Source organism: Streptomyces sp. NPDC048171, from assembly GCF_043202655.1.
Lineage (GTDB): Bacteria > Actinomycetota > Actinomycetes > Streptomycetales > Streptomycetaceae > Streptomyces.
The window spans coordinates 371,871-396,496 of the sequence record NZ_JBIDAU010000005.1; the positions used below are offsets into that span (position 1 = coordinate 371,871).

At 66.6% G+C, this 24,626-nt stretch carries 19 protein-coding genes, 1 tRNA gene and 2 pseudogenes; 14 read left to right on the forward strand and 8 right to left on the reverse strand.

Annotated features, from left to right (window positions below):
- Positions 1 to 2,114 precede the first annotated feature (2,114 nt).
- The 8 genes and pseudogenes from ACGF3J_RS16315 (at position 2,115) to ACGF3J_RS16350 (ending at position 9,070) form a co-directional block, all read left to right on the forward strand.
- Complete coding sequence (locus ACGF3J_RS16315) at positions 2,115 to 2,834, forward strand: class I SAM-dependent methyltransferase (RefSeq protein ID WP_161332754.1); 720 nt, start codon at positions 2,115 to 2,117, stop codon at positions 2,832 to 2,834.
- 15 nt (positions 2,835 to 2,849) lie between these two features.
- The gene (locus ACGF3J_RS16320; RefSeq protein WP_161332755.1) at positions 2,850 to 3,470 is read left to right on the forward strand and encodes a 2OG-Fe(II) oxygenase; all 621 of its coding nucleotides are present in this window, start codon (positions 2,850 to 2,852) and stop codon (positions 3,468 to 3,470) included.
- A 21-nt stretch (positions 3,471 to 3,491) separates the two neighbouring features.
- Positions 3,492 to 4,235, forward strand: a complete 744-nt coding sequence (locus ACGF3J_RS16325; protein ID WP_161332756.1) for an SDR family NAD(P)-dependent oxidoreductase — start codon at positions 3,492 to 3,494, stop codon at positions 4,233 to 4,235.
- The gene (locus ACGF3J_RS16330) at positions 4,222 to 5,880 is read left to right on the forward strand and encodes a PAS domain-containing sensor histidine kinase (RefSeq protein ID WP_161332757.1); all 1,659 of its coding nucleotides are present in this window, start codon (positions 4,222 to 4,224) and stop codon (positions 5,878 to 5,880) included. Before ACGF3J_RS16325 ends, ACGF3J_RS16330 begins: the two co-directional genes overlap by 14 nt.
- 2 nt (positions 5,881 to 5,882) lie before the next feature.
- The gene (locus ACGF3J_RS16335) at positions 5,883 to 6,566 is read left to right on the forward strand and encodes a response regulator (protein WP_161332758.1); all 684 of its coding nucleotides are present in this window, start codon (positions 5,883 to 5,885) and stop codon (positions 6,564 to 6,566) included.
- A 7-nt stretch (positions 6,567 to 6,573) separates the two neighbouring features.
- A complete protein-coding gene (locus ACGF3J_RS16340; RefSeq protein WP_161332759.1) occupies positions 6,574 to 6,930 on the forward strand; it encodes a hypothetical protein in 357 nt (118 codons plus the stop codon).
- Between the two features lie 7 nt (positions 6,931 to 6,937).
- Positions 6,938 to 7,939 carry an agmatine/peptidylarginine deiminase gene (locus tag ACGF3J_RS16345; RefSeq protein ID WP_161332760.1) on the forward strand — a complete coding sequence of 334 codons (1,002 nt, stop codon included), beginning with the start codon at positions 6,938 to 6,940 and terminating at the stop codon, positions 7,937 to 7,939.
- Positions 7,940 to 8,307: 368 nt separating this feature from the next.
- A pseudogene (locus ACGF3J_RS16350) lies at positions 8,308 to 9,070 on the forward strand (IS5 family transposase).
- Here the strand turns inward: ACGF3J_RS16350 and ACGF3J_RS16355 are convergent.
- A complete protein-coding gene (locus ACGF3J_RS16355; RefSeq protein WP_161332761.1) occupies positions 9,067 to 9,372 on the reverse strand; it encodes a hypothetical protein in 306 nt (101 codons plus the stop codon). The pseudogene ACGF3J_RS16350 and the gene ACGF3J_RS16355 sit on opposite strands and share 4 nt — an antisense overlap.
- 336 nt (positions 9,373 to 9,708) lie before the next feature.
- On the opposite strand from ACGF3J_RS16355, the gene ACGF3J_RS16360 reads away from it, so the two are divergent.
- Positions 9,709 to 10,293 (forward strand): hypothetical protein, encoded by a 585-nt coding sequence (locus ACGF3J_RS16360; RefSeq protein ID WP_123623128.1) that lies wholly within the window; start codon positions 9,709 to 9,711, stop codon positions 10,291 to 10,293.
- Positions 10,294 to 10,525: 232 nt separating this feature from the next.
- Here ACGF3J_RS16360 and ACGF3J_RS16365 read toward each other — a convergent pair whose 3' ends face one another.
- Complete coding sequence (locus ACGF3J_RS16365) at positions 10,526 to 10,723, reverse strand: hypothetical protein (RefSeq protein ID WP_202559128.1); 198 nt, start codon at positions 10,721 to 10,723, stop codon at positions 10,526 to 10,528.
- Between ACGF3J_RS16365 and ACGF3J_RS16370 the strand changes: the two genes are divergently transcribed.
- The 3 genes and pseudogenes from ACGF3J_RS16370 to ACGF3J_RS16380 all read left to right on the forward strand — a co-directional run bounded on the left by ACGF3J_RS16370 (position 10,683) and on the right by ACGF3J_RS16380 (position 12,794).
- Positions 10,683 to 11,240 (forward strand): PIN domain-containing protein, encoded by a 558-nt coding sequence (locus ACGF3J_RS16370; protein ID WP_161332762.1) that lies wholly within the window; start codon positions 10,683 to 10,685, stop codon positions 11,238 to 11,240. The genes ACGF3J_RS16365 and ACGF3J_RS16370 overlap by 41 nt on opposite strands.
- Positions 11,241 to 11,403: 163 nt before the next feature.
- Positions 11,404 to 12,206, forward strand: a pseudogene (locus ACGF3J_RS16375) (IS5 family transposase).
- Between the two features lie 129 nt (positions 12,207 to 12,335).
- On the forward strand, positions 12,336 to 12,794 hold the full coding sequence (locus ACGF3J_RS16380) for an SMI1/KNR4 family protein (protein ID WP_161332763.1): 459 nt from the start codon (positions 12,336 to 12,338) through the stop codon (positions 12,792 to 12,794).
- 151 nt (positions 12,795 to 12,945) lie between these two features.
- Here the strand turns inward: ACGF3J_RS16380 and ACGF3J_RS16385 are convergent.
- A tRNA-Gly gene (locus tag ACGF3J_RS16385) sits at positions 12,946 to 13,019 on the reverse strand.
- A 526-nt stretch (positions 13,020 to 13,545) separates the two neighbouring features.
- Here ACGF3J_RS16385 and dcd point away from each other — a divergent pair.
- Together dcd and ACGF3J_RS16395 are read left to right on the forward strand one after the other, a co-directional pair.
- The gene (gene dcd / locus ACGF3J_RS16390) at positions 13,546 to 14,121 is read left to right on the forward strand and encodes a dCTP deaminase (RefSeq protein WP_064728971.1); all 576 of its coding nucleotides are present in this window, start codon (positions 13,546 to 13,548) and stop codon (positions 14,119 to 14,121) included.
- 37 nt (positions 14,122 to 14,158) lie between these two features.
- A complete protein-coding gene (locus tag ACGF3J_RS16395) occupies positions 14,159 to 14,656 on the forward strand; it encodes a phosphoribosyltransferase (protein WP_064728972.1) in 498 nt (165 codons plus the stop codon).
- Between the two features lie 86 nt (positions 14,657 to 14,742).
- Here the strand turns inward: ACGF3J_RS16395 and ACGF3J_RS16400 are convergent, their stop codons facing one another.
- The 5 genes from ACGF3J_RS16400 to ACGF3J_RS16420 form a co-directional block, all read right to left on the reverse strand.
- Positions 14,743 to 17,988 (reverse strand): FG-GAP-like repeat-containing protein, encoded by a 3,246-nt coding sequence (locus tag ACGF3J_RS16400; RefSeq protein WP_161332764.1) that lies wholly within the window; start codon positions 17,986 to 17,988, stop codon positions 14,743 to 14,745.
- Positions 17,989 to 18,145: 157 nt separating this feature from the next.
- Positions 18,146 to 19,171 (reverse strand): Yip1 family protein, encoded by a 1,026-nt coding sequence (locus ACGF3J_RS16405; RefSeq protein ID WP_161332765.1) that lies wholly within the window; start codon positions 19,169 to 19,171, stop codon positions 18,146 to 18,148.
- An 87-nt stretch (positions 19,172 to 19,258) separates the two neighbouring features.
- Positions 19,259 to 20,497 carry an FG-GAP-like repeat-containing protein gene (locus ACGF3J_RS16410; RefSeq protein ID WP_161332766.1) on the reverse strand — a complete coding sequence of 413 codons (1,239 nt, stop codon included), beginning with the start codon at positions 20,495 to 20,497 and terminating at the stop codon, positions 19,259 to 19,261.
- 122 nt (positions 20,498 to 20,619) lie between these two features.
- On the reverse strand, positions 20,620 to 21,924 hold the full coding sequence (locus tag ACGF3J_RS16415; RefSeq protein ID WP_161332767.1) for a VCBS repeat-containing protein: 1,305 nt from the start codon (positions 21,922 to 21,924) through the stop codon (positions 20,620 to 20,622).
- A gap of 253 nt (positions 21,925 to 22,177) precedes the next feature.
- Positions 22,178 to 24,460 (reverse strand): (Fe-S)-binding protein, encoded by a 2,283-nt coding sequence (locus ACGF3J_RS16420; protein ID WP_161332768.1) that lies wholly within the window; start codon positions 24,458 to 24,460, stop codon positions 22,178 to 22,180.
- Positions 24,461 to 24,626 lie beyond the last annotated feature (166 nt).

The window sequence follows — 24,626 nt, forward strand, 5'->3', positions numbered from 1 at the left end:
TTCTTCTGTGGCTTCGGACCAGAAGCGGATCCGCTCCAGCCGACGCAGGTCAGCTGTGCAAGATCCTGAGAGTCGGTCGATGAACGGGTACTGTCGCCGCCTCCAGGGGCGGACAGGGAGGTCGCCCCGCAGGGCTGACGGGCGCCTACGCGGCATTGCCCCTTCGGTTGTCGGTCATGGGGGCAAGCTACAGCGCCACGCGTCAGGTGGCCACTGCGTATCCGGAGGCTGAAGCTCTGAGCTTGGGAAGCTGAGGCGATCTCGGGGTCACTCTGTGGGAAGTCACGGGGAACGCAAGGGAATCAAGACGACGGTTACCTGGGACCAAGCACCGTTTCACTGTGGGTCAGGTCAGCTCCAGCCAACTCGCCAGCACGATAACCTCATTCGTGGTCGCTTTTGCCTGGACGACGTGATGGGCAAGGTCCGCTCTAATTCTGACGGGGTGAAAGTGTCTCCAGGCGGGCTGAGCCGCCGACTTGGCCTATGTTGACGGGCCGCGTTCATGGCGTACGAAGTGGAGCGACCGAAGTGCCTACGCCTCGCCCAGACGCTCCAGCGCCGCATGGAGGACGGCACCTAGGTGCCAGGGGGTTGGGAGCCGAGCGAGAATCTGCTCGTGCAGACCTTCGGTAGGTCCTGCCCGACTGCCCTTCGCGCCCTGGAGCTGCTGGTTCGGGATGGCTGGCTCGAGTCCCGTCAGGGGTATGGCGTGATCGTGAGGGGACGTTCGACCGCTGTAAAGAACTCCGATCGTTATCGCCAGCTTCTCTGGCACCCGCTGGACTTTGATCACCGTGGGGTGCTTCGCCGCCTGGTTCATCGTCGCGCTGACAGTCATCCTCATCAGGTGGCTGCCAAGCAGGGTATCCGGGCCGCGCCGGACAGTCCTCCGAGAGTAGGCGTTGATCTACCAGCACTCCGACGCAGAGCGTCAGGAAGAGGTGGCCGCCGCTCTCCACGCGACTGAGAGCTCGTAACACGATCACGGTGAGACACGGTCTACCTTTGTTGGGTGTCGCCCCTTGCTGTTACTGCTATCTCGCGCCTATCGGCGCCTGCTGCTCTCGTCTACGCCGCGCTCCTGGATGCAGAATCCTGACCGTTGTGGACCTCCTACTGCGAGGTCGAGTGGAAGTTGCCCGCGGGGGCCGAGCGACCGGCACGGGTAGGTGATCTCCCACCATCCGTTCTCGCCTCGGACGGGGGTAATGTCGCGATCGCATCGTCGAGATGGTTCCCGACCAGCGCTTCAGCTACGAACAGGTCGCAGGGCTGTTCGCTTGTCATCGGGGGTCTGTGGACGTGGCCCGAGCACTCGGCGGTGGCACCGACATCACCTCGTCAGGCACCTACCGGCACAGCTTCGCCCTTCTGGACAAGCTCAGGAGACGGCGCCTGCAGGTTTAGTCCACGACCTGGCTTCGTACGCCACTCAATCGTGACCCGACCGCCCTAGAAGCCTGTGCCAGGTTCATGATCCGGTCTTCCTGAGCCGCCGCCAGCAGACCAGGAGTTCCCAAGCGATGTCCTAGTGCAGGACGTACAGGATGCCTTGCAGACACCGCCGGTCCGGCACCGGCCTCGACCCTGGGGACCGCTCCGGCCATGGCGGCAGCGGTTCGATCCGCACCCATCAGTCGTCATCCACGATCCACGGCCGAGTCAGCACACGACACGAACGGCCAGATCATCACATCGGTCACGCCCGGCCAGGGCACCCCGACAAGATCCTGCTACGAGCTCTAACCGTGCGCGAGCTCATTAGCCAAGGGCGAGGGTGTAGACGAAGCGGTGGGCCCCGCCGTCGCTGCAGGGGGCACCGAGAACCTTGTGAATCGTAGAAGCGCATCTCCCCTGTCCATGCTCACTCAAACCGCACAGACCGCATCGTCGCTGGCGACGATCTCGGGAAGGTTGCCGGCCGAGCTTTCCTGTCAGACCCGTGGGAGCATTGATAGTTGATGCCGTGATTGAGGATGTCCGCCTCTACCCTGACAACTCAACAAGGTGCTAATGTGCCGCAACGTCATGTTGGGGTCGAGTCGCGTTACAAGATCCAATCTCGACGTCAGCCTTCGCGATGGGGGAGCGCGTTGGACGAGGACGAGTGGGTGGCTCTGCAAGCAAGGTACTGGGATTCACTTGCGGAAACGTACGACCAGGTATATGACTCGCCCTGGTCGGTTCGGGAGAATGCTCTGGTAGCAAGTCGGCTGACATCGCTGGTACCTCCTCGGGAGAGGTGCACTGTTCTCGAACTCGGCTGCGGCACCGGGTTGGGCTATGACCTGCTTATCAAGAACACGACCGCCAAAATCAGTTACACCGGCATAGACGTCTCATCTGGAATGTTGGGAAATTTCGAACGCAAATATCCCAGTGGAAGCATTCGCCTCTTGAATGCGCCAGTAGAAGAAATGCAAGCCCATCAGTTCCAGGACGTTGACCTGGTCATAGCTATTTTCACTTCCGCTTCCTATGTCCGATTGCCGCTGGAATCCTTGTTGTGGAAAATCCTTAAATGGCTTAAACCAAAGGGTGGGCGCCTTTATCTCAGCTTTCTAAACAGAGTTTCGTTGAAGCTTTCCCCGAGATGGGGTATTCGTTCTGAGATTAAATATGCTTCTCGCCGCACCAGTGGCGGAGTTGTGCCAGCTTTCCGATACTCCAAAACAGATTTACTCCGAGCGGCCGGTGTATACGGCCTAAAGGTAAAAATCGTCTCGTTAGGTCCTCTGAGTGGACTTCTCGAGTTACCGCTTGCATGGCCCTTAAATCGTCTTTTCGCTGATTTCACGCTGGGAAGTCATACGATCGAAATGATCAGGTAGCGGAGGGTGGGGTGCATGGTCGTCGATGCAGCATTGAGGCTTCCCTTCTTTTCTATGGTGGACGCTTCCGATTTACTGCCCCACGGATGGTGTTCGGACGTTGAACGCTGCGTCGATGAGGCGTCCATGGAGACCGTCCTACGCGGCGGGGAACCAGGAAGCCTGGAACCCGTCGGCACGGAGATCAGCTACCGGCTCATCGACGGTGAGGCGGTAGCAACGAGACTGCCCTGGCTCCGCTCGCTGTACGAGGATCCCTTCCTGCGCCTTGCCGAGACGGTCAGCGGTCGGCTCTTGGAGGTCGACACTTCTCTACGGTCGGCCGTCAACATCAACATCTTGCCCGCGCATGGTGGGGGGTATGAGTGGCATTGTGACACCAACCCCGTCACAGGTGTTCTCTTCCTGACGAGCCACCCGGATGGACAAGGGGGCGCATTGGAATTGACTGGGCCGGGAGGTCATGTCTGGCGGATTCAACCCCTGGAGGGTTATCTCGCCTTCTTTGACGCGCGGAAATCACCTCATCGTGTGACGTCGGCGTCGACGCCTCGCATATCGGCTCCCATGAACTTCTATCTTCAAGGCGAAGGGCGTATCCGCCCCAAGGGACTGGATGACCGCCTGTACCGATAAAAAATGTGAGGAGAAGAGTAAATGGGTATTGATGGGAAGCGTGTCCTGGTGACCGGAGCCTCGCGGGGCATCGGGAGGGCGATCGCTTTCGCGCTGGCCGCGCGCGGGGCCAGCGTCGTGGGTACCTACAACACTGGAGAGGCCGAGGCACGTGAGCTCTTGGAGCATGGCGTCAGCGAGGTAGTCCACCTGAACTTCCTCGACCGCGACGGGGCCGCAGAGACGCTACGGACCCTTGCCGCTGGCGTTCCCTTCGACGGTCTGGTCAACAACGCCGGCGCCATTGAGTTTGAGAAGTGGGACAATTTCACCCTTGAGGCGTGGGACAATGTACTAGAGGTGAATCTCCGCGGGCCGTTGCTGGCGACGCTCGAAATCAGCAAGAGTATGGGGCCTGGCTCGGCCATCGTGAACATCGCGAGCACCGACGGGCTGATCGGCTCGTTCTCATCTATCTCGTACTCCGCCAGCAAGGCCGCACTCATCAACCTCACGAAGAGCCTCGCTAACGTGCTCGGGGGCGCGGGGGTGCGAGTCAACGCCGTCTCGCCCGGGTGGGTCGACACCGGGATGTCCACCGAGGAGTCGTACGAGGCAACACAGTTGACTCCACTCGGTCGGAACGGGACGCCTGAGGAAGTGGCGGGCGTTGTCGCCTTCCTGCTGTCTGCCGAAGCTCGCTTCATTACCGGCGCCAACCACATCGTGGACGGCGGTTACACCTGCGTCGACGCGATTATGAAGCGGGAGAATGATGCCCTCTGACCGTAAGCGATTAAGCAAGGCGAAGGATGCAGACCACGAACAGCAACTGCTCACCGAAATCGTCTCAAACGTGTCTGCTTCCGTTTGGGCGGCAGCTGGTCCCGAGGACGACTACGCGATCTACGTGTGGAATCGGGGCGCGGAGAAGTTGTACGGCTTGACTCGCGAGAGGGTGCTGGGGAAGAGCTATCTCGACCTGTTCGTCAACGAACTCGAGCGCGACCAAGCAGTAGCCGACCACGCGGACATCGTCGCCAAACGTCGAGAGTTTCGAAACCTGGCCAATGATGTCATGGCGGACGGCTCCGAGCGCCTGCTGCTGACGGTCGGATTTGCCCTCTGGGATGAGTTCCGCAGCAAGTACCTCCTCGCAGAGCTAGGGATCGATGTCACGGATGTGCCGCTGGAGGATGAGGCACGCCTGCGGCAGGCCCGAGAGGAAGCTATCCGAGCGAGCGAAGCCGCAGCTCGTGAGGTGCTGACCGACCAACTTCGGCAGCTAGTTGGTGCCCTCACACTCTCGGGGCAGGGCGAGGATGAGCGGTCGGTGCTCGCCTTGGGCGCTGCCCTGCTCCGCGACGCAATCCACTCCGAACTGGAGTCAAGTACGTGGTTGGCGGGCCGAAACGGCCGACTGCGGGAGGCCTATCACACAGAGGGCTGGGAAACGCCCGAAGGCCTCGACATCAAGGGGACTCTGAAGTGGTTCAGCGGGCACTCCAAGCCCATCATGCTGGATTCTCAGAACCGCCCTCACCGTTTCGCCAAGTTCATCGGCCCCAACGCATGGCCGGCCAACTCGGTTGCACTGATCCCGCTGCACGCCGAGGGAACACTCCTCGGCGTGGAGATAATCACTATTCCCAACGGACACCCGTTCACCCCGCCGCAACGTGAAGTCGTCCCCGTCCTGGCATCGGTCGTTCTGGCCAGCGCCAGGTTGGTCGCGGAACTGCGACGTCGCCGCGAGGAGGTTGCCGAATCTGAGGCCGAGACTACTCGACTTGGCCTGAATCGAGACTTTGCCCACCGAATCCGCAAGGCTGTCGACCCCATTCTGAGAGACATCCAGTCGATTAGGCAGGAGCTGACCACTCGTCAGGTAGCTATTGATGGTGAGTTGAAGCAGTGTCTCGACGACATCGAGGACGGTTGTACCGAGCTTGCGCTCGCACCGTCCGACATCCGGCGGGCTCAACAGGTGGACGACGTCAACCTCGTCAACGTGCTGACTGCGTTGCGCAACCGGCTATCACTAGAATTCCCAGACACCCACATTGAGTTACAAGTTCCCCTTGCGGAGGACATCTTGATTCGTGGTGTCCGCGGCGAAGTAACGGCTGTCTTCGAAAATCTCCTCTACAACGCGATAGAAGCCACAGACGACTGCGGCACCGTACGGGTCGCTGTGGAGATGGCTGGCTCCACGGTCCACGTGGCCGTTACCGATGACGGTCCGGGCATCCCCGCGGGTAAGACGGAGGAGATCTTCAGCCTTGGATTCAGCTCCCGAGGGGAAGGTAGGGGGCTGGGACTGGCCCGCGCTCGAGAGATTGTGACGAAACTGCAGGGGAGTATCTCGGCTTCGGGCACTCAGCTTGGCGGAGCGACTTTCCTGGTGTCTATGCGTTGTGAGGGGAAATGACGATGTCCAGCATCCTTCTCCTTGAAGACAACGGGCATTTCGCACGCGCGGTCAGACGGGCTCTCACTGGCCATCAGGTAATCCACGTCAGGACAGTCCAGGACGCCATGAATGAGCTGAGCGTCGGTAGCTTCGACTGCGCTCTGATCGATCTTAACCTCACCGACGAGGACGATTACTCGGGCTATGAGGTGCTGACCTTCCTTTTGCAGAACCGGCCAGAGCTACCGAGGGCGGTGGTAACCGGCTCGCGACTCAAAGGTTCAATCTACAAGAACATTCTGCTGCGATACGGCGTCGCCGATGTGGTGATCAAGGGCGATGTGGAACGTCGCGGCTATGGAACCACCGACATCGTGGAGACCGTCGAGGCCCTGCTGGCAGGAGCTGAAACGAAGCGCCGTGAAGCGGCGCAGACAGAGGTACGCGAAGTATGGGGTTCGGCTAAGGAGCGTCTCAACGAGCGGCTCGTCACGCTCCAACAGTTCGCGGAGCAGGTGGGAGGGCGGCTATTTAAGCGCGACGCGACAGCCAGGCGTAGGGCATCGATTCTGGCCGACATCGCAAAGATCGATGACCTCGCTGACAGCACCCTCACGTTATGCCGGGATGAGCCCGTTTCGACACTCATGGAACAGATCAATAAGTTCCGGCGCCAGGTGAAGGAGATCGTTGGCGATGCGTAGGTTAGCTATGGCCATCACCCTGATCAACCCCGCAGCCTTGTATCTCGCGGGTGCTGTCGTCCTGTCCCTTGCTGTCAACACCTTCACCTCGGCCTACGGAACGGTGCCGACACCCGTCAACCGAGCGGCGCTCGGCTGGTGCACGCTGGCCGCCTTCGTCTCCGCCGTCGCGTTTTCATCCCTGGCGTGGAGAGTCGAAGCGATCAAGCGTCTGGCTGAAGGGCAAGCCCTGCATGCGGGAGTGACTCCACAAGCTCTCATCTCCGATGTGGCGTCAGCCTATTGGACGGACATCCTGGCCAGATTCTTCAGCGGCTTGATCGGCGTCGGTCTGTCCATCCTATTCCTGTTCGTGATCCCGTAAGGCGCGCATGAGTAGTCGCACCGTCCCCGGTGAGTGGGAGGATCACGAAGCCACCCTCGTCGCGTGGCCTACTCGCGAGTCGGTCTGGTCCCCTTGGATGGGCCGCGCAGTGGAGGAATACACGGCGCTCCTCAACGCAGTCGCTGAGGACGAGTCAATCGTGGTGATCTGCCATCCACGTGATGAGCACCTGGTGGGGCGGATTCTGCCGCAGAACAGCCACTTGCTTGTGCACCCCATCGATGACGGGTGGATCCGTGACAACGGTCCGATCTTGGCGCGGGGGGAAGCAGGCGCGGAAGTCGTCGATTTCTCCTTCAACTCCTGGGGACGCCGATTTGTCCCGTACACAGGCGACGCCTCGGTGGGGCATGCGGTCGCCAGGCACTTTGATCTTCCGATCGAGAGCCTACCGTTTGTATTGGAGGGCGGGGCCATCTCCATGAACGGCGCCGGCACCGCCGTCGTCGTTGAAGAGTGTGTCCTCAACCTCAATCGGAATGGTCCGGTTACCCGTCAGGATTTCGAAGCCGTCGTACGCCGCAGTCTAGGGGTGCGCCATGTCATCTGGCTCCCGTACGGTCTTGTTGAGGATTTGGCGAACACCGATGGGCACGTCGATAACGTCGCTGTGTTCACCGGTCCAGACACGTTGCTTGTCCAGGTAGCAGCAGTCGACAACCCAAACCACACCCGTCTGGCGGCCAACCTGGATGTCCTTGCGCATTCCCGGCTTGCCGGGGGAGAGCCGTTGCACGTCCACGTAGTGGAGCACCTGCCTTACGCTGTCATGCCAGACGGCCGTGCGCAGCCCGCCTCGTACATCAACTTTCTGCTGACCAACCGCAGCGTGATTGTCCCCACGGTGGGTGCCGGTACCGACATTGCGATTGCCCGCCAGTTCAAGCAGGTCTTTTCGGGACGAAAGGTCAGGTTCACTCCTGCAGTGGCCTTGACGCACGGTGGTGGTGGCCCTCATTGCGTCACCATGCAATGGCCTAGATTGTGAGCAAGTGTCTGCTCGGTGAAGGGCTGCTCTGCGCACTGGCGGCACCCCGACAAGATCCTGTTACGAGCTCTTAGACGTTCGGTTGCTCCTCGGCACTATCGGTGAGCCTCATGGCCATGCTGCCCACGTCAGACCGCCTGGCAATTCTGACTTCCGGGGCCGTTCATGTCGCTCGCGGATATCGGAGGCGGGTGTCTGACCTTGAGCTGGGTGTGTCCGCTACCTGCGCTGAAGGCCCACAGACGTCCGTGCATGTCCGCCGCTATACGTCGGCGTTGTCACGCAGTTAGACGATGTCTCAGTTGGCGTTGGCTCGTTGCCCTTGCATGGGGATAGTTGAACGGCTCGTGCCGGATGGGTTATGAGAGATCTTCCTGGACGTGGCGCCGGAACCACCGGCTCGCGCACAAGGTGGGGGGCGTCGGCGGTGCGACGACCGTGCGGTGCTCGCTGCAGTCATCTTCGTGGCCACGTCGGGCTGTACCTGGCGGCAGTTGCCGCCCGTCTTCGGCGCGTCCTGGCATACGGTGCACCGCCGCTTCACCTACTGGTCCAAAGCCCGGGTATGGGCCAAGCTGCACCGCGTCGTGCTTGACCGGCTCGGCGCGAACGGCGAGTTGGACTGGTCCCGGTGCGCGATCGATTCGGTCAGTGTCCGGGCGGTCAAAGGGGCCCTTGACCGGACCGAATCTGACCGATCGCGGCAAACTCGGGTCGAAGATCCACGTCATCTCTGACCGCAACGGCCTGCCGATCTCAGTGGGCATCTCCGGCGCCAACCTGCACGACAGCCGGGCCCTCATCCCGCTCATGCGAGGCATCCCACCCATCCGCTCCCGCTACGGGCCCAGATGACGCCGACCGGCCAAGCTCCACGCGGACAAGGGCTACGACTTCGACCACCTGCGCAACTGGTTGCGGCGACGACAGATCGTCCCGCGCATCGCCCGCCGCGGCATCGAGTCATCCGGCCGCCTGGGCCGGCACCGCTGGGTGATCGAACGCACCATGTCGTGGCTCAACGGCTGCCGCCGCCTGCATCGCCGCTACGAACGCACCGCTGACCACTTCCTCGCCTTCGTCGGTATCGCCTGCGCCCTCAGCTGCTGCCGCAGAGCCGCGCAGGTCTAGGACTTGGCCCAATAGATCATGCGCTCGTGCGGTCTCATGACGGCCGCCTCCGGAGCACCCACCACGACGCGCGCTTCGATCAGCGGGCCGTCTGGTTGGAGAAAGGCGTCCAGGTCGGCGATCGCATCGGCGGTGTCTTCGTCGATCTCGGTGGTATGGCGATGCACCCAGAAAGAGAGCAGCACTCTGTCCTCCTCGACCCCAACCGCTACCGCGACCACGTCGGAGGAGATCAGCCCCAGCAGGGCCTGCACCGCCGTGAGGGCAATGTCGTTAACACGCTCAAGCTCCGGATCTGCCATGCCGGTGCATCTTGCCGGGGAATAGAGCAATCACGCCAACTGAGACATCATCTTAGTTATTCGACCGATCGGCCTACACCGGCACCGTGGTGGGCTGCTGAGGGTCGCTGCCGTTCGCCGTCGTTGCCGTCGGGATTGCCGTCACCCTAGCGATCGGGCCGGGCGAACGTCTGCTGTGGTTGACAGGCGAGTGGTACGTGCGGTGAACCCTGTTCAGGCGGTGCGCGCTCCCTTCGTGCGCTGGTTGCGACCTTGTGTGACTCGCCTGGGCGCAGCACGGTTGAGGCGGATGCTGCTCGGTGCTGTGCCGCAGGACCATCAGGGAGGGGCTACGTCGTGGGTTCAGCCAGTCAATGGGCACGTGAGACCTTCGGGGACATAGCCGGTGAGCTGGCCGACATCATCCCGGCTTGCCTCCTACGGGCTCATGACCGCGCCCGGACGGGGCATGAGGGCGTTCACACTCAGACGCTCGAGGCCTACGGGCATGGCCTCTACGCGGTGCAATACGAAGAACTGGCCGCCGGCATCTCAGGGCTTGGGGAAGCTGTGCGTCTACAAGGGCGAACGCTGATGCTCGTCCGCGGCCACCTGATCTACCCCCTCCGCTACGCCAAGAAAGACGTGCCTGTCACAGCCGCTCGTCTCCGTCGGGCCACAGGCTTCCGAGCTGACCTGATCCGCCGCCACGGCCCACCTCCCAGGCAGCAGGCATTCGACCTGGACTGGGGAGAGCTTGACGACTCCGAAGTGCATCCAGATCTGGAGCTGCTTCCCGAGGACGTGCAGCTCGTCCTCGTCGCCTACGCCTGCTCCATGGAGAAAGGTGTCATGCGCATTGAGTGGGGGTCAGCGGAGCTGCGCCGCGAGGACCGGTACCTGATCTGGCACCGTCACGAGCCGTTGCCAACCAGAGACTGACCTGGCCCTTGGCTCGGGCCGCGGTACTGCTTTGGCGCCGTTCAGCGTCAGGAGTACGACAGTTCACGTGCGGGCAGTGTCCGTAAGCTGCCACAGTACGGGGATGCTTGTGAGTTCGCTGCCCGGCGTTGACCGGAAGCACCTATACAAGACGCTCAGCGAGGTGTGCCAGAAGCTCTCGAACCTGCACACCAGCGGTCCGCACGAGTACTACGAACGGCTCTTGGCCTACCTAGATTGGGCGGCGTATGCCGTTGATCGACTGGAGGCTCTCATCAGCAGCGCTGACCTTGACCGGCTTGTTCTTACCAAGCGGCACGACCAGTTGCTCGCCGGACTGGACAGTTTTACCGTCGGGACGACTCAGCGCCTCGTGAACCAACTGGTGAGTGCCGAACTCCGGCAGCGGACGACGGCATTCACGTCTCATCCATCATCCAGACAAGCTGGAAGACACGGACTTTTCTGTTCTGCTAGGTACGCGCGGGGCGTTCGTACACCTCATGGTGCCGATGGTCGTGGTTGATGAACTCGACCAACTCAAGGAGAGCAAGGCCCCGCAGTCGCGATGGCGGGCACGGTACACACTTGCTGTTCTGGATCGACTCTTCCAGAAGAGCACGGAGCAGGCCAGGCTCCGTGAGGCTGACGCCGAGGAACTGCGAACCACCGGGCTGCGACGTGGCGAAGTGACCGTGCAGCTCCTGTTCGATCCGCCGGGTCATGTGCGGCTGCCAATCAAGGATGACGAGATTGTGGACAGGGCACTGGCGGTCAAGCCCCTGTCGGGGCGCGAAGTGACGGTGCTTACGTACGACACCGGCCAGGCAACCCGAGCACGCGTTGCGGGTCTGCGCGACCTCAAGCTGAGCATGCCGGTCGGCGACGAACCGGAGAAGCAGGAGGTCAGCAGAAGGAGATCCCCTGTCCAAGGAACGAGAGGTTGAGTGGCAGCCGGCCGCTTGGGCGGGCAGCCGTTGCGGGCGCCCGACTCACGACCCTAGTTCTCCGGGCTTACAACGCCTAACACAATGAGGTGGATCAGTCCTGGTTGCCGTGTCCGGCACGGGAGTTGAGCCTTTGTTCGGTGTGGGGACGTCGCCGTGGATCGTGTCGGATGAACTGTGGGACCGTCTGGAGCCGCTGCTGCCGCAGCGTGAGCGCAGGTTCCGGCATCCAGGTCGCAAGCCGTTGCCGGACAGGGACGTGCTGTGCGGGATCTTGTACGTGCTGCACACCGGGATCCAGTGGGAGTACCTGCCCAAGGACCTCGGCTTCGGGTCGGGCATGACGTGCTGGCGCCGGCTGCGAGGCTGGAACGAGGCTGGCGTCTGGCAGCGGTTGCACGAGATTCTGCTGGCCGAACTGAACGCGGCCGCACGTCTGGACTGGTCCCGCTGTGTGGTCGACTCCTCGCACGTCAGGGCGCTAAAAGGGGGCAGCACACGGGCCCATCGCCGGTCGACCGGGGACGAGCCGGCTCCAAGCATCACTTGATCACCGACGGACACGGCACCCCGCTCGCGGTCCTGCTGACCGGCGGCAACCGCAACGACGTCACCCAACTCCTGCCCCTGCTCGACGCGATCTTGCCGGTCCGCGGCCGGGTCGGTCATCCTCGCCGGAAGCCGGACTCACTGTTCGCCGACCGCGGGTACGACCACGACATCTACCGGGACCAGGTCCGCGCCCGCGGCATCGTGCCCGCGATCGCCCGCCGCGGCACCCTGCACGGCACCGGACTGGGCACCGGACTGGGCACCTACCGCTGGGTCGTGGAGAGGAGCTTTGCCTGGCTGCACGGCTTCCGTCGCCTGCGCATCCGCTGGGAACGGCGAGCTGACATCCACGAAGCATTCCTCAAACTCGCCTGCTGCCTCATCACCCATCGGCAGCTCAGGGCATTGCGCTGACACTGGAACCGCTGGGCACTCCATGGATGTCCGTCGCGCATGCCATGATCCGGCCCCATGAGCGATCGATCGCTTTCGCCTGCCTGGCTGGCCTCGTGGACAGAGAGGGTCAGCGGGACACTCACGGCCATGACGGGCGAGTTCGAGCATCGGCACGGCTTTCCTCCCGGGATCAACCAGGTTCGGCCGGCCGACCATGACGATCAAGCCGCGGCTCGCACGCTGGCCCAAGTCACCCCTACACCAGCTGACCTGGTCACCTTCTACGAGGGCATCGGTGACGTCACCTGGGAGGACGTTGGCAACGGCTACTTCCTCGATCCGGCCGGTGACCTCCTGCTGCGGCTCCAGGAGTGCGGCGTTGTCGACGTCGGCACGGACGAAAAGAGCCGTGGCCTGGTCATCGGCTCGAACGGCGGCGGCCTGATCTATGTCGCGGGGCCTGATGGGGCCGTGTACCGGACGCGGACGGCTTCGCTGGACGAAGCGGAGCTCGACAAGGTAGCCGATGGCCTACGACAGTTTCTGGAACTGCTGGAGCGCTCCCTGACAAGGTTCAACGCCGAAGGCGAGCCGGGAGGCTTGTAAGCACAGGCCCGACGACCATTTTGTTAGCCGTTGTAAAGCCGTGGAGCCGACCGCCCCAGCCACAGAGGCATGGTGCGGTTGTGGTGCGGCAGTCGCCCACCGGTCTGGACAACAAGAAACCCCCCGGGTCGATGACCTGGGGGGTTTCGCATGGAGCGGGTGACGAGAATCGAACTCGCGCTCTCAGCTTGGGAAGCTGATGTTCTACCATTAAACTACACCCGCGTAAGACGCCGAACACGGTCGGTGCCTGGACGCTCGCTCACTCTACCCCATCGCCGGCCCCCGGTGTTCCCGCCGCGAGGCCGCTGGTCGTTCCGGGGGGTGGGATCCGGCTGCGGGTGGGCCGAGTTGGCGCGTACGGTGGGGGCGTCGGAGAGGGTGTGCGTGAAGGCGGAGTGCCGCCTGGAGAGTCGTCTCTTTCATCCCGTACTGTGGCTTTTGTCGTCAGGGTAGACAGCCAGACGCGGCTCTTGGGGAAGGGACTTGAAGGACTTGATGGAGCGCACCACCGTCGTCCGCTGTGCCGATGGGCACGTGTTCACCGCCGCCTCGTTCCCGATGCAGCAGGCCGAGCGACTCGGCCCCGGCAGGCTCGTCCGATGTCCGCGGTGTGCGCGGCTGCGGAGTGCCGTGCCGGTGGGTTCGCAGGAGCGGTAGCAGGACATCCCGGGGGCTTCCCGGGGCAGGATCGGGCGCGCGGTGCGGCGGCGGTTGTCGCAGCTCCGCGCGCCTTGCGTATCCTCGGTGCGTGCTTCTCTCAGACAAGGACATCCGGGCCGAGATCGACTCCGGGCGGGTGCGGATCGATCCGTTCGACGACTCCATGGTGCAGCCGTCGAGCATCGACGTGCGCCTCGACCGCTACTTCCGGGTGTTCGAGAACCACCGGTACCCGCACATCGACCCCTCCGTGGAGCAGGTGGATCTGACCCGGCTCGTGGAGCCGGAGGGCGACGAGCCGTTCATCCTGCACCCCGGCGAGTTCGTGCTGGCCAGTACGTACGAGGTCGTCTCGCTGCCCGATGATCTCGCCTCGCGGCTGGAGGGGAAGAGCTCGCTCGGGCGGCTCGGCCTCGTCACGCACTCCACCGCCGGGTTCATCGACCCCGGGTTCTCCGGGCACGTGACGCTGGAGCTGAGCAATCTCGCGACCCTGCCCATCAAGCTGTGGCCGGGGATGAAGATCGGGCAGCTCTGCATGTTCCGGCTCACGTCGCCGGCCGAGCACCCGTACGGGAGCGAGCGGTACGGGTCCCGTTACCAGGGGCAGCGGGGGCCGACCGCCTCCCGCTCCTTCCTCAACTTCCATCGGACCCAGGTGTGAACCCGGGCATGAACCCAGGTATGAGCAGGACGCGCGCATGAGTGATGTTCGGGAGAATCTGACCTACGAGCAGTTCGGCGTCGCCGTGCGCGAACTCGCTCAGACGATCGCGGACGACGGGTACGAGCCGGACATAGTGCTCTCCATCGCCCGCGGTGGCGTCTTCGTGGCGGGCGGGCTGGCCTACGCGCTGGACTGCAAGAACATCCACCTCGTGAACGTGGAGTTCTACACGGGCGTCGGGACCACGCTCGACATGCCCGTCATGCTCGCGCCCGTCCCCAACGTCATCGACTTCTCCGACAAGAAGGTCCTGATCACCGACGACGTCGCCGACACCGGCAAGACGCTCAAGCTGGTGCGGGACTTCTGCCTCGACACCGTCGCCGAGGTCCGCAGCGCGGTGATCTATGAGAAGTCGCACTCGCTCGTCCAGTGCGAGTACGTGTGGAAGCGGACCGATGAGTGGATCAACTTCCCGTGGAGTGTCCTGCCTCCAGTAGTGCGCCGGGACGGACAGGTGCTCGACGCCTGAGTGTCGCGCGGTACGCCGTGCGCGAAGGGCCCCGGCGTGACACACGCCGGGGCCCTTCGCGGTTCGGTCGGGCAGGGCAGGACGGGTCAGAACAGGCCCTTGAACGTGTTCCAGCCCCCCGTGCCGATCAGCACCCGGCCCCCGTACGCCCCGGATCCCGTGGACGCGTATCGCCACAGCTTCCCGGTGGTGTCGCGGGCCAGCAGGTCGGTGCGGCCGTCGCCGGAGAGGTCGCCGGTGCCGGCGAGGGCGGAGTAGACGTTCCATCCGCCGCCGACCCGCTCCCGTGGGGTCACTCCGCCGGCGGCGGTGCCGTAGTAGCGCCACAGCACGCCCGCGTTGTCCAGGCCGAGCAGGTCGCCGCGGCCGTCGCCGTTGAGGTCCCCGGCGCCGGTGATGCTCTTGTACAGCTTCCAGTTCGTCTGGATCCGCACCCGGGGCTTCAGGCGATGGTCCGCCGTACCGGCGTAGAAGTAGATGTCGCCGGTGGCCGCCTGGCGTGCGACGAGGTCGACGAGGCCGTCCCCGTTCAGGTCGCCCGGCGAGGTCAGCCGGTCGTACTGGGACCAGCCGCCGCCGATCGGCGTGTACGGCGACGAGGCGCCGACGACCTTGCCGCAGCCCGGCCGGTAGGCCCGCAGCTGGTCGCCGACGCGCACCAGCACGTCCGCGCACCGGTCGCCGTCCACGTCCCCGACGGGCACGAGCAGCGAGCCGGCGGCGAAGGCTCCCGCGGTGCCGGCGGTGCGGGCCGAGAGCCCGCCGGTTCCGGTGCCCCGGTACAGCGACACGGCGCCGGCGGCGTCCGTGGTGAGCAGGTCGCCGAAGCCGTCGTCGCCGGCCATGTCCCGCCAGACGGCCGCGCCGCCGGTGACCGGCACGGTGCCGGAGACGGAGAGGTCGGCCCCGGCGCCGTCGGCGGGCTTCACGGTCAGCGTCCAGGTGTAGGTGCCGTTCGGGACGTGCTTCCCGGCGGCGTCCCTGCCGTCCCAGGAGGCTGGGAGCAGGCCCCGGGCCTCGCCGCCGGACAGGGTGCGCACGGCCTTGCCGCCCGCCTTGTTCTTCAGTGTCAGCGACCAGGAGGCGGCCGGCTTCGACAGCCACCAGCGCGACGCCCACGTCGCCCCGGCCTGGATGTCCAGGGTCGGTGACGTCTCCGCGTCGATGACGGTGATACGGGAGGCGGGGACGTTCGACGGGACGATCCGCACCTGGCGGTCCGCACCGATGTAGGCGACGTGGCCGCCGAAGCGGTCCACGGTCCAGCCGGCCCGGCGCACGGTCCGGTCGCCCAGCTCGGCGGCGGTGACGATCACGCGGCGGGGCAGGTCCGCCTCCGCGCCGCCGGCCGGGAAGCCGTCGTGCAGGTCGACGAGGGTCAAGCCGGTCGTGTCCGACTGGCGGACCAGATAGCCGTCACCGAGGAGTGTCTTGTCGGCCCCCAGTTTCAGGAAGCGCTTGGTCTGCCGGTCGTAGACGCCGGCGCCCTTGAAGTCGTGCCAGTAGTCGCTGCACCGCCAGTACACCCAACGGCCCACGGCCTGGAGGTCACTGGGGACGCAGCCGGCGTCGAAGGACTCGCCTGCGGCGCCCGTCGACAGGTTCTTCGCCGCGACCCGCGTCGACACGCCCGAGCCGGTGTCGTCCCACCGGCCGAGGGCGCTCCACAGGGTGCTGCCCCAGACGGAGGCCGCGACCTCCGCCCGCTTCTCCACGACGCTCCCGGTGTCGCCGTCCTTGAAGTGGACGACGGCCTGCGCGCCGCCCGTCCCCTCGTTCACGACGCCGTACCGGCCGGAGAGGTCGAGGAGCTGTGGGCTGTAGTACCCGGAGGTCACCCGCGGCCCCCACGAGGAGGCGCCGTTGCGGTAGAGCATGGTGACGTCCTGCTCGGTACCGGCCTTGCGGCCGTGGTGGCCGTCGCCGCTCGCGAACATGGTCACGCAGTAGCCGCTCTCGGAGTCGCCGCAGTCCCCGTCGTCGCCCGCGACGAGGCCGTCGACGGTCGAGTTCAGCTCCTCCGGGCGGCCGGACGTCTTCAGCCAGGTGCTGCGGTAGGCGCCGACGTAGGTGTGCGGCATGTAGAGCTTCGAGTCGTCGGCCGTGGTGAGGATGCCGCTGCCCAGGGAGATGCCGTACGGCTCGGCCTCCCGGTCCTCGATGTCGGCGACGCGCTTGCGGGTGACGGTGCCGTCCGCCGCGGGCGTGAAGAGGTAGTAGCCCCAGTCGAGCGGGCCGTAGTCGGTGTCCTTCTCGGCGCCGGTCACCAGCAGCGAGCCGTCGGGAGTGCGGTGCAGCGAGGGGGAGGCGACGTCCAGCAGGGTCCTCGCGTGCCGACCCTCGATGTCCCTCAGGGTGAGCGCGTTGCCGCGGTACTCGTTGTTGCCGGGGTTGGGCGCGGACACGGTGGCGAAGCCGTCGGCGAAGGGCAGGATCGTGTCGTCGTACGCGTGCACCTCCCGCAGGTCGAGCGTGGTCGGCTCGGCATCCAGGTCGTCCCGGCGGTAGACCTGGGCGGCGTAGGGCTCCGGGGCGTCGAGGTGGAAGACGGTGTCCCGGTCGAAGGAGACGCTCTCGCCGTGCGTGGACAGCGTCTTCAGTGACCCGGTGGCGAGGTCGACGACCCACCACCCCTGCGACATCCTGGTGTCCTCCCACTTGATCGCGCGGACGGCCACGGACCGGGCGTCACCCGAGCTGATGGTGAGGTGCCAGCCCTCGGGCAGCCCCTCCAGCCTCTGGTCCCGCACCCCGCCGTCCTCCGGGCGCAGCAGGTGCAGGCCCGTCGCGGCGTTCTCGGTGCCGGTGCGGGTGATGACGGTGTCTCCGTAGGTGGCGACGTACGTCTGGCCGTCCGGGACGGGGATCGTGACCGTCGCTCCGTCGCCGGCCCGCTGCTGGAGCGTCACGTGTGGCGACGGTGTCGGGGCGTACAGGGCGACGGTGTCGGAGCCGTGGCCGAAGTCTCCGGGGTGCTCGGCGAAGCGGAAGTCGTCCACGTCGTAGGCGAGCGGCTCGGGCAGCCGGCGGTCCAGGACGGTCGTCGCGCCGGTGGCGTAGTCGATCCAGCGCAGGCGGTCGTCGCCCTCCTGCGCGGTGAGGAGGCCGGTCTCGCCCGTGTTGAGGACGACGGTGGCGCGGGGCACGAAGCGCGCGCCGGGGCTGACGACGACGGGTTCGGCGGCCGCGGCGGTGGTCCCGGTGGGCGCCGCGGCGGCGGTGCCTGCCGCCGTGGTGCCGATTCCGGCGGTCACGGCGAGCGTGACGGTGACAGCGGTGCGGCCGAGCGCACGCCGACGGCGCACGGCCCGCTTGTTCAGCGGACGTATCACGAAAGGAGTCCCTCCCCAGGGCGGTCGCGCAGGGGGGCGTTTCACGATGTCGCCGCTCGTCCCGCGTGAGCAGGGTGACAGTAGCACCAGGTGATCGCCGTGGGGCAGGGAGAAGGCCCCCGGTGTGCGACACCGGGGGCCTTCGCGTGGCCGGATGCTAGAAGGTGCCCAGCTTCACGATCGACAGCAGCGCGATCAGCTGGATCGCCGACGCGCCCAGCGCCTTCGGCCAGGGGAGGTCGTGGGAGCGGGAGACCATCAGGGTGAGGAGGGCGCCGGCCGCGATCCAGGTGGCCCAGCCCAGGATCTGGACGAAGGGCGCGTCGCCGCCGGCGAACAGGGCGACGACCAGGCGCGGGGCGTCCGTGATGGACATGATCAGCATGGAGAGGCCGACCGTGGGCTGCCACGCGCCGTCGCCGCCGAGCTGGCGGGCCAGCGTGTGGGTGACCACGCCCAGGACGAACGCGCTCAGGACCATGGCGACGGCCGTCGTCAGGACGATCGGCACCGCGTTCGACAGGGTGGCGTTGATCGCCTCCTCGCGGGCGCCGTCGAAGCCGAAGACCGCCAGCAGGCCGTAGAGGAACGTCACGATGAGCGCCGGGGCCCACATCGCGTAGTCCCGCATCTGGAGGAAGGTCTGGTTGGGGGCGAGGACGACGCCCCTCAGCAGGTCCTTCCAGTGCAGGCGCGGGCCGACCGGGCCGGGCGCGGGGGCCGAGCCGGCGCGGTAGGTGTCGCCCTGGTTGTAGGGGTCGTCGACGCTGAACGCCTGGGTGTGCCCTGGGTTGTTGGCGGCGTACGGGTCGTACGGGGCCTGGCCGCCGTGCCCGCCGGGGTGGTGGCCGCCGTCGCCGAAGTACTCCGGCTCGCCGTGGCCGCCACCGTGGCCGCCGCCGTGGGCCTGCGGCCACGGGGATCCGCCGGGAGCCGGTCCCGGTCCGCCACCCCCGTACGGCTGCTGCGGGTACGGCTGCCGAGGCGCCGCCTGGCCGCCGTACGGCGGTCCCTGGGGAGCCTGCTGTCCGTACGGTGGGCGTTGCGGTCGCGTGTTTGGAGCGCCGTTGTCCCGGCCGCGTCCGATCCTGAATCCAGCCACGCCTTCGAACGTACCTGGTCCCGGAGAGTGACGTGCGGGGCCCGGCCATTCGGGGGACCCTTTGCGGCCGAGCTGTGACATCCCTTACGGGGGTTGACCGGGGCGTCCCCTAGGGGCCGTACGGGGGTCGGTGACGGTGTCGTACGGCCCCAGTGGGCGGGAGTGCCGTCAGCAGAAGGCGGTGAAACCCCACCAGCCTTCCCCCACGGGCCAGGCGCCTTCGAGGCGGCCGTCGCCGCGGCCTGTGTAGACGACCTGCCAGCCGGCGCCGTACAGCGAACCGTCCCGCGTGTAGCTGTCGTTGGTGACGGCGACGAGATCGGGGGTGTCGGAGCCGTTGACGTCGCCGACGGCGACGAGGTGCGCCATGCTGTTCCAGCCGCCGGTGCCGATGAGCTTGCGGGCGCCGAGGCCGCCGGAGCCGGTGCCGGGGTAGAGCCAGAGCTGGCCGGTGGCGGCCTGTCGGGCGTAGAGGTCGGGGTGGCCGTCGCCGTTGGTGTCGCCCATGCCGACGAGGGTGTTCATGGCGTTCCAGCCGCCGGTGCCGATGAGCTTGCGGGGGCCGAGGCCGCCGGTGGCGGTGCCGGAGTAGAGGTACAGCCTGCCGGTGGACTTCTCCGCGGCGACGAGGTCGGTGAGGCCGTCGCCGGTGAGGTCGCCGGAGGCGGTGATGGTGCGCATGCCGTTCCAGCCGCCGGTGCCGATGAGCTTGCGGGCGCCGAGGCGGCCGGAGCCGGTGCCGGGGTAGAGCCAGAGCCTGCCGGTGGCGGCCTCACGGGCGATGACGTCCTCGCGGCCGTCGCGGCTGAAGTCGCCGTGCCGGGTCAGGGCGCTCATCGCGTTCCAGCCGCCGGTGCCGATGATCCGGCCCGCCGTTCCGCTGCCCGGGCTGAACCACAGGCGTCCCGCGCGGTCGCGGCTGATGATGTCGGGCCGGGTGTCGCCGTCCATGTCACCGAACTCCGGGGTGCCGGAGGTGGGCGAGACCGCCCAGGACGGGTAGTCGCTCACGTCGCACTCGTGCCGGTCCTGGACGAACCTGACCGAGCCGATCACCCGGTCGTTCTCCCCGTAATACGCGAGTCCCTCGCCGCTGGGGGCGCGTTCCACGTACCAGAGGTAGCTCGACTTGTCGTAGTTCCGTTTGCCGTACAGGCAGGCTTCCGCGCTTGTGTGGTTGGCGTAGGAGTGGATGTCGTCGGCCCAGCGGCCCAGGTCCGCGACGTTCTTGTTCGTTTTCCACATCTTGCCGTCGGCGTCGTCGCCCGTCCAGCCGCAGAAGTAGCCCCTCGGGCAGTCCTCCTCGAAGTCCGCGGCGGCCGGAGCGGCGTTGGCGACGGCCAGCCCGGAGCCGGCCAGTACCAGGCCGGCGAGCGTGGCGACGGCTCTGGTGAATCGGTTCCTCATGGTGCTGTTCCCCTCCCCTGTGATGCGGAGGGGAACCTTAGCCGCCCCGCGCACCGTCCCCGGCACCGGCTCGGGGAAGGGGTGGCGGCCGGTGGACCGTCCGCGTCCGCCCCGCCGGCCGCCTACCGGACCAGGAACTGCGACGTCGAGAAGGTCAGCGCCGGCTCCGTCGTCACCAGACCCTCGGCCGCGCCCCGGTGGACCTCGACCGTGTCCTTCGTGTCGCCCTGGTACGTCCGCACGACCAGGTCCGCCCGGCCGTCGCCGTCGAAGTCGCCCGCCGTCAGCACCCGCGTCGTCCCCTCGGCGGCGGGCGCCACCGTGACCGCGCCCCGCGTCGTCGGGCCGGTTGCGCGGACCGGGAGGACGCGTACGCCGGAGTCGCCGGTGACCAGCTCCATCAGACCGTCGCCGTCGAAGTCGGCCGCGTCGAGCTGAGTGCCGGGGGTGTCGAGGGTGCCCCGCCGGGGTGTGGGCAGGTCGAAGCGCAGGGCCGTGCCGTCCGCGTCGCCCACCGCCGCGTCCAGCGCCTTGCCCCGCCCGAAGGAGCCGAGGACGACGTCGACGCCCGCGGGGAGGTCGACGCCGGTGCGGGTGGGGCCGGCGGGCCCGCCGAGGACGACGGCCGCGGCGCCGGGGCCCGCGGAGGCGCGGACGACCAGGTCGTCGTAGCCGTCGCGGTTCACGTCGGCGGCGGGGCCGGTCGGTACCTCGCCGGGGGAGAGGACGGGCGCTCCGGCCTTCCGCGGGGCGCCCTTGCGGGTGAAGGGGCCGCGCAGATAGCTGAGGTGACCGGCGGAGGCGTGCAGGACCAGGTCCTCGGCGCCGTCGCCGTCGAAGTCGCCGCAGACCGGCCGCTCGGGCCAGTCGTTGCCGAAGCGGGCCTGGTCGGGGACGTTCAGCGGGACCGCGCGGGCGGCCGGTCCGGTCGGGGAGCCGAAGAGGAGCTGGAGCGGGACCGGCGGGCGGCCCTGGCCGTCGTAGGGCGGGTCGGTGGTGACCACCAGGTCGGTGAAGCCGTCGCCGTCGAGGTCGCAGGTCGCCTCCGCCTCGAAGACGGCCGGTGTCTGCCCGTCCGTGGGGGCCGCGTACTTCGCCGGGGTGAGCAACTGCCGGGCGCCCGGGACCAGTCCACGCGAGGAGCCGTAGACGATGCCGATTCCGGCGTCGTCGGCGTGGCTCTGCGCCTTGACCAGGTCGTCGAGGACGAGGTCGCGGTGGCCGTCGCCGTTGAAGTCGTCGGGGACCTCGCTGCCGTCGCCGCGCGGGACGGGCAGCGCGGCGGGGGCCTGGGCCGCCCGTACGGGGGTGGGTTCGGCGTCCTTGGTGCCGGGAGCCCGGCCGCCCTGGCCGCAGGCGCCGAGCAGCAGCATGCAGCCGACGGCCGCCGCCGTGCCGACCCGGGTGCTTCTTCGCCTGCGCACCATTCACCCCGCCCGTCCGAAACCGTGTCACCGGTCAACCTGTGTCACCGGTCAACCCGTGCCACCGGTGAATCCGTGTCACCGACAACGACCGGGTAATGATGCACGTGTTCGACGCATGGCGACACCCCCGGGTGAGCTGAGACGCCCCCGGGTGAGTGGCGCCCCCCGTGCATGGCGGCACTCCGATGAACGGCGACACCCCCCGGTCCGGACGGGACCAGGGGGTGTCGGCCGAAGGGCTGCCGGGCGGCGGCTACTTCACCGGCTCCGGCGTCGGCTCGCTCTCGGCCTCCGGCTCGCCCGCCGGGTCGGCCGGGGTCTTCACGGAGTCCAGCAGGAGCTGGGCGACGTCGACGACCTGGATGGACTCCTTCGCCTTGCCGTCGTTCTTCTTGCCGTTGACCGAGTCGGTCAGCATGACGAGGCAGAACGGGCAGGCGGTGGAGACGATGTCCGGGTTGAGGGACAGGGCCTCGTCGACGCGCTCGTTGTTGATGCGCTTGCCGATCCGCTCCTCCATCCACATCCGCGCGCCGCCGGCGCCGCAGCAGAAGCCGCGCTCCTTGTGGCGGTGCATCTCCTCGTTGCGGACGCCCGGGACGGCGGCGATGATCTCGCGCGGCGGCGTGTAGATCTTGTTGTGCCGGCCCAGGTAGCAGGGGTCGTGGTACGTGATGATGCCCTCGACCGGGGTGACCGGGAGCAGCTTGCCCTCGTCGACGAGGTGCTGGAGCAGCTGGGTGTGGTGGATGACCTCGTAGTCGCCGCCGAGCTGCGGGTACTCGTTGCCCAGGGTGTTGAGGCAGTGCGGGCAGGTGGCGACGATCTTCTTCGCCGACTTGGGCTTCTTCGACTCCTCGGTGACCTTGCCGTCGTCGTCCATCTCCTCGCCGAAGGCGGTGTTGAGGGACATGACGTTCTCCATGCCGAGCTCCTGGAACAGGGGCTCGTTGCCGAGGCGGCGGGCGGAGTCGCCGGTGCACTTCTCGTCGCCGCCCATGATCGCGAACTTGACGCCCGCGATGTGCAGCAGCTCGGCGAAGGCCTTGGTGGTCTTCTTGGCGCGGTCCTCCAGGGCGCCGGCGCAGCCGACCCAGTAGAGGTACTCGACCTCGGTGAGGTCCTCGATGTCCTTGCCGACGACCGGGACCTCGAAGTCCAGCTCCTTGAGCCATTCCAGGCGCTGCTTCTTCGCCAGGCCCCAGGGGTTGCCCTTCTTCTCCAGGTTCTTGAGCATCGTGCCCGCCTCGGACGGGAACGCCGACTCGATCATGACCTGGTAGCGGCGCATGTCGACGATGTGGTCGACGTGCTCGATGTCCACCGGGCACTGCTCGACGCAGGCGCCGCAGGTGGTGCAGGACCACAGGACGTCCGGGTCGATGACGCCGTTCTCCTCGAGGGTGCCGATCAGCGGGCGCTCGGACTCCGCGAGCGCCGCCGCGGGCACCGAGGCGAGCTGCTCCTCGGACGCCTTCTCCTCGCCCTCCATCGTCTTGCCGCCGCCGGCCAGCAGGTAGGGGGCCTTGGCGTGCGCGTGGTCGCGCAGGGACATGATCAGGAGCTTGGGGGAGAGCGGCTTGCCGGTGTTCCAGGCGGGGCACTGCGACTGGCAGCGGCCGCACTCGGTGCAGGTGGAGAAGTCCAGCAGGCCCTTCCAGGAGAACTGCTCGACCTGGGAGACGCCGAAGGTGTCGTCGTCGCCGGGGTCGGTGAAGTCGATCGGCTTGCCGCCCGACGTCATCGGCAGCAGGGCGCCGAGGGCGGTGCCGCCCTTCGCGTCGCGCTTGAACCAGATGTTCGGGAAGGCCAGGAAGCGGTGCCAGGCGACGCCCATGTCGGTCTTCAGGGCGACGGTGATCATCCAGATGAACGAGGTCGCGATCTTCAGGCCGGCGAAGAGGTAGACCAGGTTCTGGAGGGTGGAGACGTCCAGGTTCCCGAGCGCGGAGACGACCGGGTACGAGATGAAGAACGAGGCCTCGTAGCCGTCGACGTGGTGGAGGGCGCCCTCCAGGGCGTGCAGCATGAAGATGCAGACGCCGACGATGAGGATGACGGCCTCGACGAAGTACGCCTGGCCGAAGTTGGACCCGGCGAAGCGGGACTTGCGGCCCGGCTTGTCCGGCCTGCTCAGCTGGCGGATGACGATCAGGGCGAGGATGCCGAGCACCGTCATGGTGCCGATGAACTCGACGAAGACGTTGTACGGCGCCCAGTCGCCGATGACCGGCAGGATCCAGTCCGCCTCGAAGAGCTGTCCGACCGCGTTGACGATCGTCAGGAGCAGGGAGAAGAAGCCCACCGCCACGAACCAGTGCGCCACCCCGACGATGCCCCAGCGGTTCATCCGGGTGTGGCCGAGGAACTCCCGGACCACGGTGACGGTGCGCGCTGCGGGATCGTCGGTCCGCGTGCCGGCCGGCACCGGCTGACCGAGCCGCATGTAGTTGACGATCTGCAGGACGGCGCGGCCGAACAGTGCGACGCCGACCACGATCAGGACCAGCGACACGATGATCGCGGCGAGTTGCATTTGGGGGCTCCTCGGGCCTGCGAGGTTGCGAGGGGGATCGATATTACTAAGCGGTAACTTATTCAGTCCGTCCGAGACTACCCCGATCCTCCGCCGCACTGTAGTCGGACGTGCGGTGATCTGCGTCGCTGAGGCAACCCTGACCCGGGATCGGCCGCCGGTGCGG

Coding starts and splice junctions, on each gene's coding strand:
- ACGF3J_RS16320 (WP_161332755.1), top strand. CDS start 2,850: ATGGTCGTCGATGCAGCATTGAGGCTTCCCTTCTTTTCTATGGTGGAC.
- ACGF3J_RS16325 (WP_161332756.1), top strand. CDS start 3,492: ATGGGTATTGATGGGAAGCGTGTCCTGGTGACCGGAGCCTCGCGGGGC.
- ACGF3J_RS16330 (WP_161332757.1), top strand. CDS start 4,222: ATGATGCCCTCTGACCGTAAGCGATTAAGCAAGGCGAAGGATGCAGAC.
- ACGF3J_RS16335 (WP_161332758.1), top strand. CDS start 5,883: ATGTCCAGCATCCTTCTCCTTGAAGACAACGGGCATTTCGCACGCGCG.
- ACGF3J_RS16340 (WP_161332759.1), top strand. CDS start 6,574: ATGGCCATCACCCTGATCAACCCCGCAGCCTTGTATCTCGCGGGTGCT.
- ACGF3J_RS16345 (WP_161332760.1), top strand. CDS start 6,938: ATGAGTAGTCGCACCGTCCCCGGTGAGTGGGAGGATCACGAAGCCACC.
- ACGF3J_RS16355 (WP_161332761.1), bottom strand. CDS start 9,372: ATGGCAGATCCGGAGCTTGAGCGTGTTAACGACATTGCCCTCACGGCG.
- ACGF3J_RS16365 (WP_202559128.1), bottom strand. CDS start 10,723: ATGAGACGTGAATGCCGTCGTCCGCTGCCGGAGTTCGGCACTCACCAG.
- ACGF3J_RS16380 (WP_161332763.1), top strand. CDS start 12,336: ATGACGGGCGAGTTCGAGCATCGGCACGGCTTTCCTCCCGGGATCAAC.
- ACGF3J_RS16395 (WP_064728972.1), top strand. CDS start 14,159: ATGAGTGATGTTCGGGAGAATCTGACCTACGAGCAGTTCGGCGTCGCC.
- ACGF3J_RS16405 (WP_161332765.1), bottom strand. CDS start 19,171: ATGTCACAGCTCGGCCGCAAAGGGTCCCCCGAATGGCCGGGCCCCGCA.
- ACGF3J_RS16410 (WP_161332766.1), bottom strand. CDS start 20,497: ATGAGGAACCGATTCACCAGAGCCGTCGCCACGCTCGCCGGCCTGGTA.
- ACGF3J_RS16415 (WP_161332767.1), bottom strand. CDS start 21,924: ATGGTGCGCAGGCGAAGAAGCACCCGGGTCGGCACGGCGGCGGCCGTC.
- ACGF3J_RS16420 (WP_161332768.1), bottom strand. CDS start 24,460: ATGCAACTCGCCGCGATCATCGTGTCGCTGGTCCTGATCGTGGTCGGC.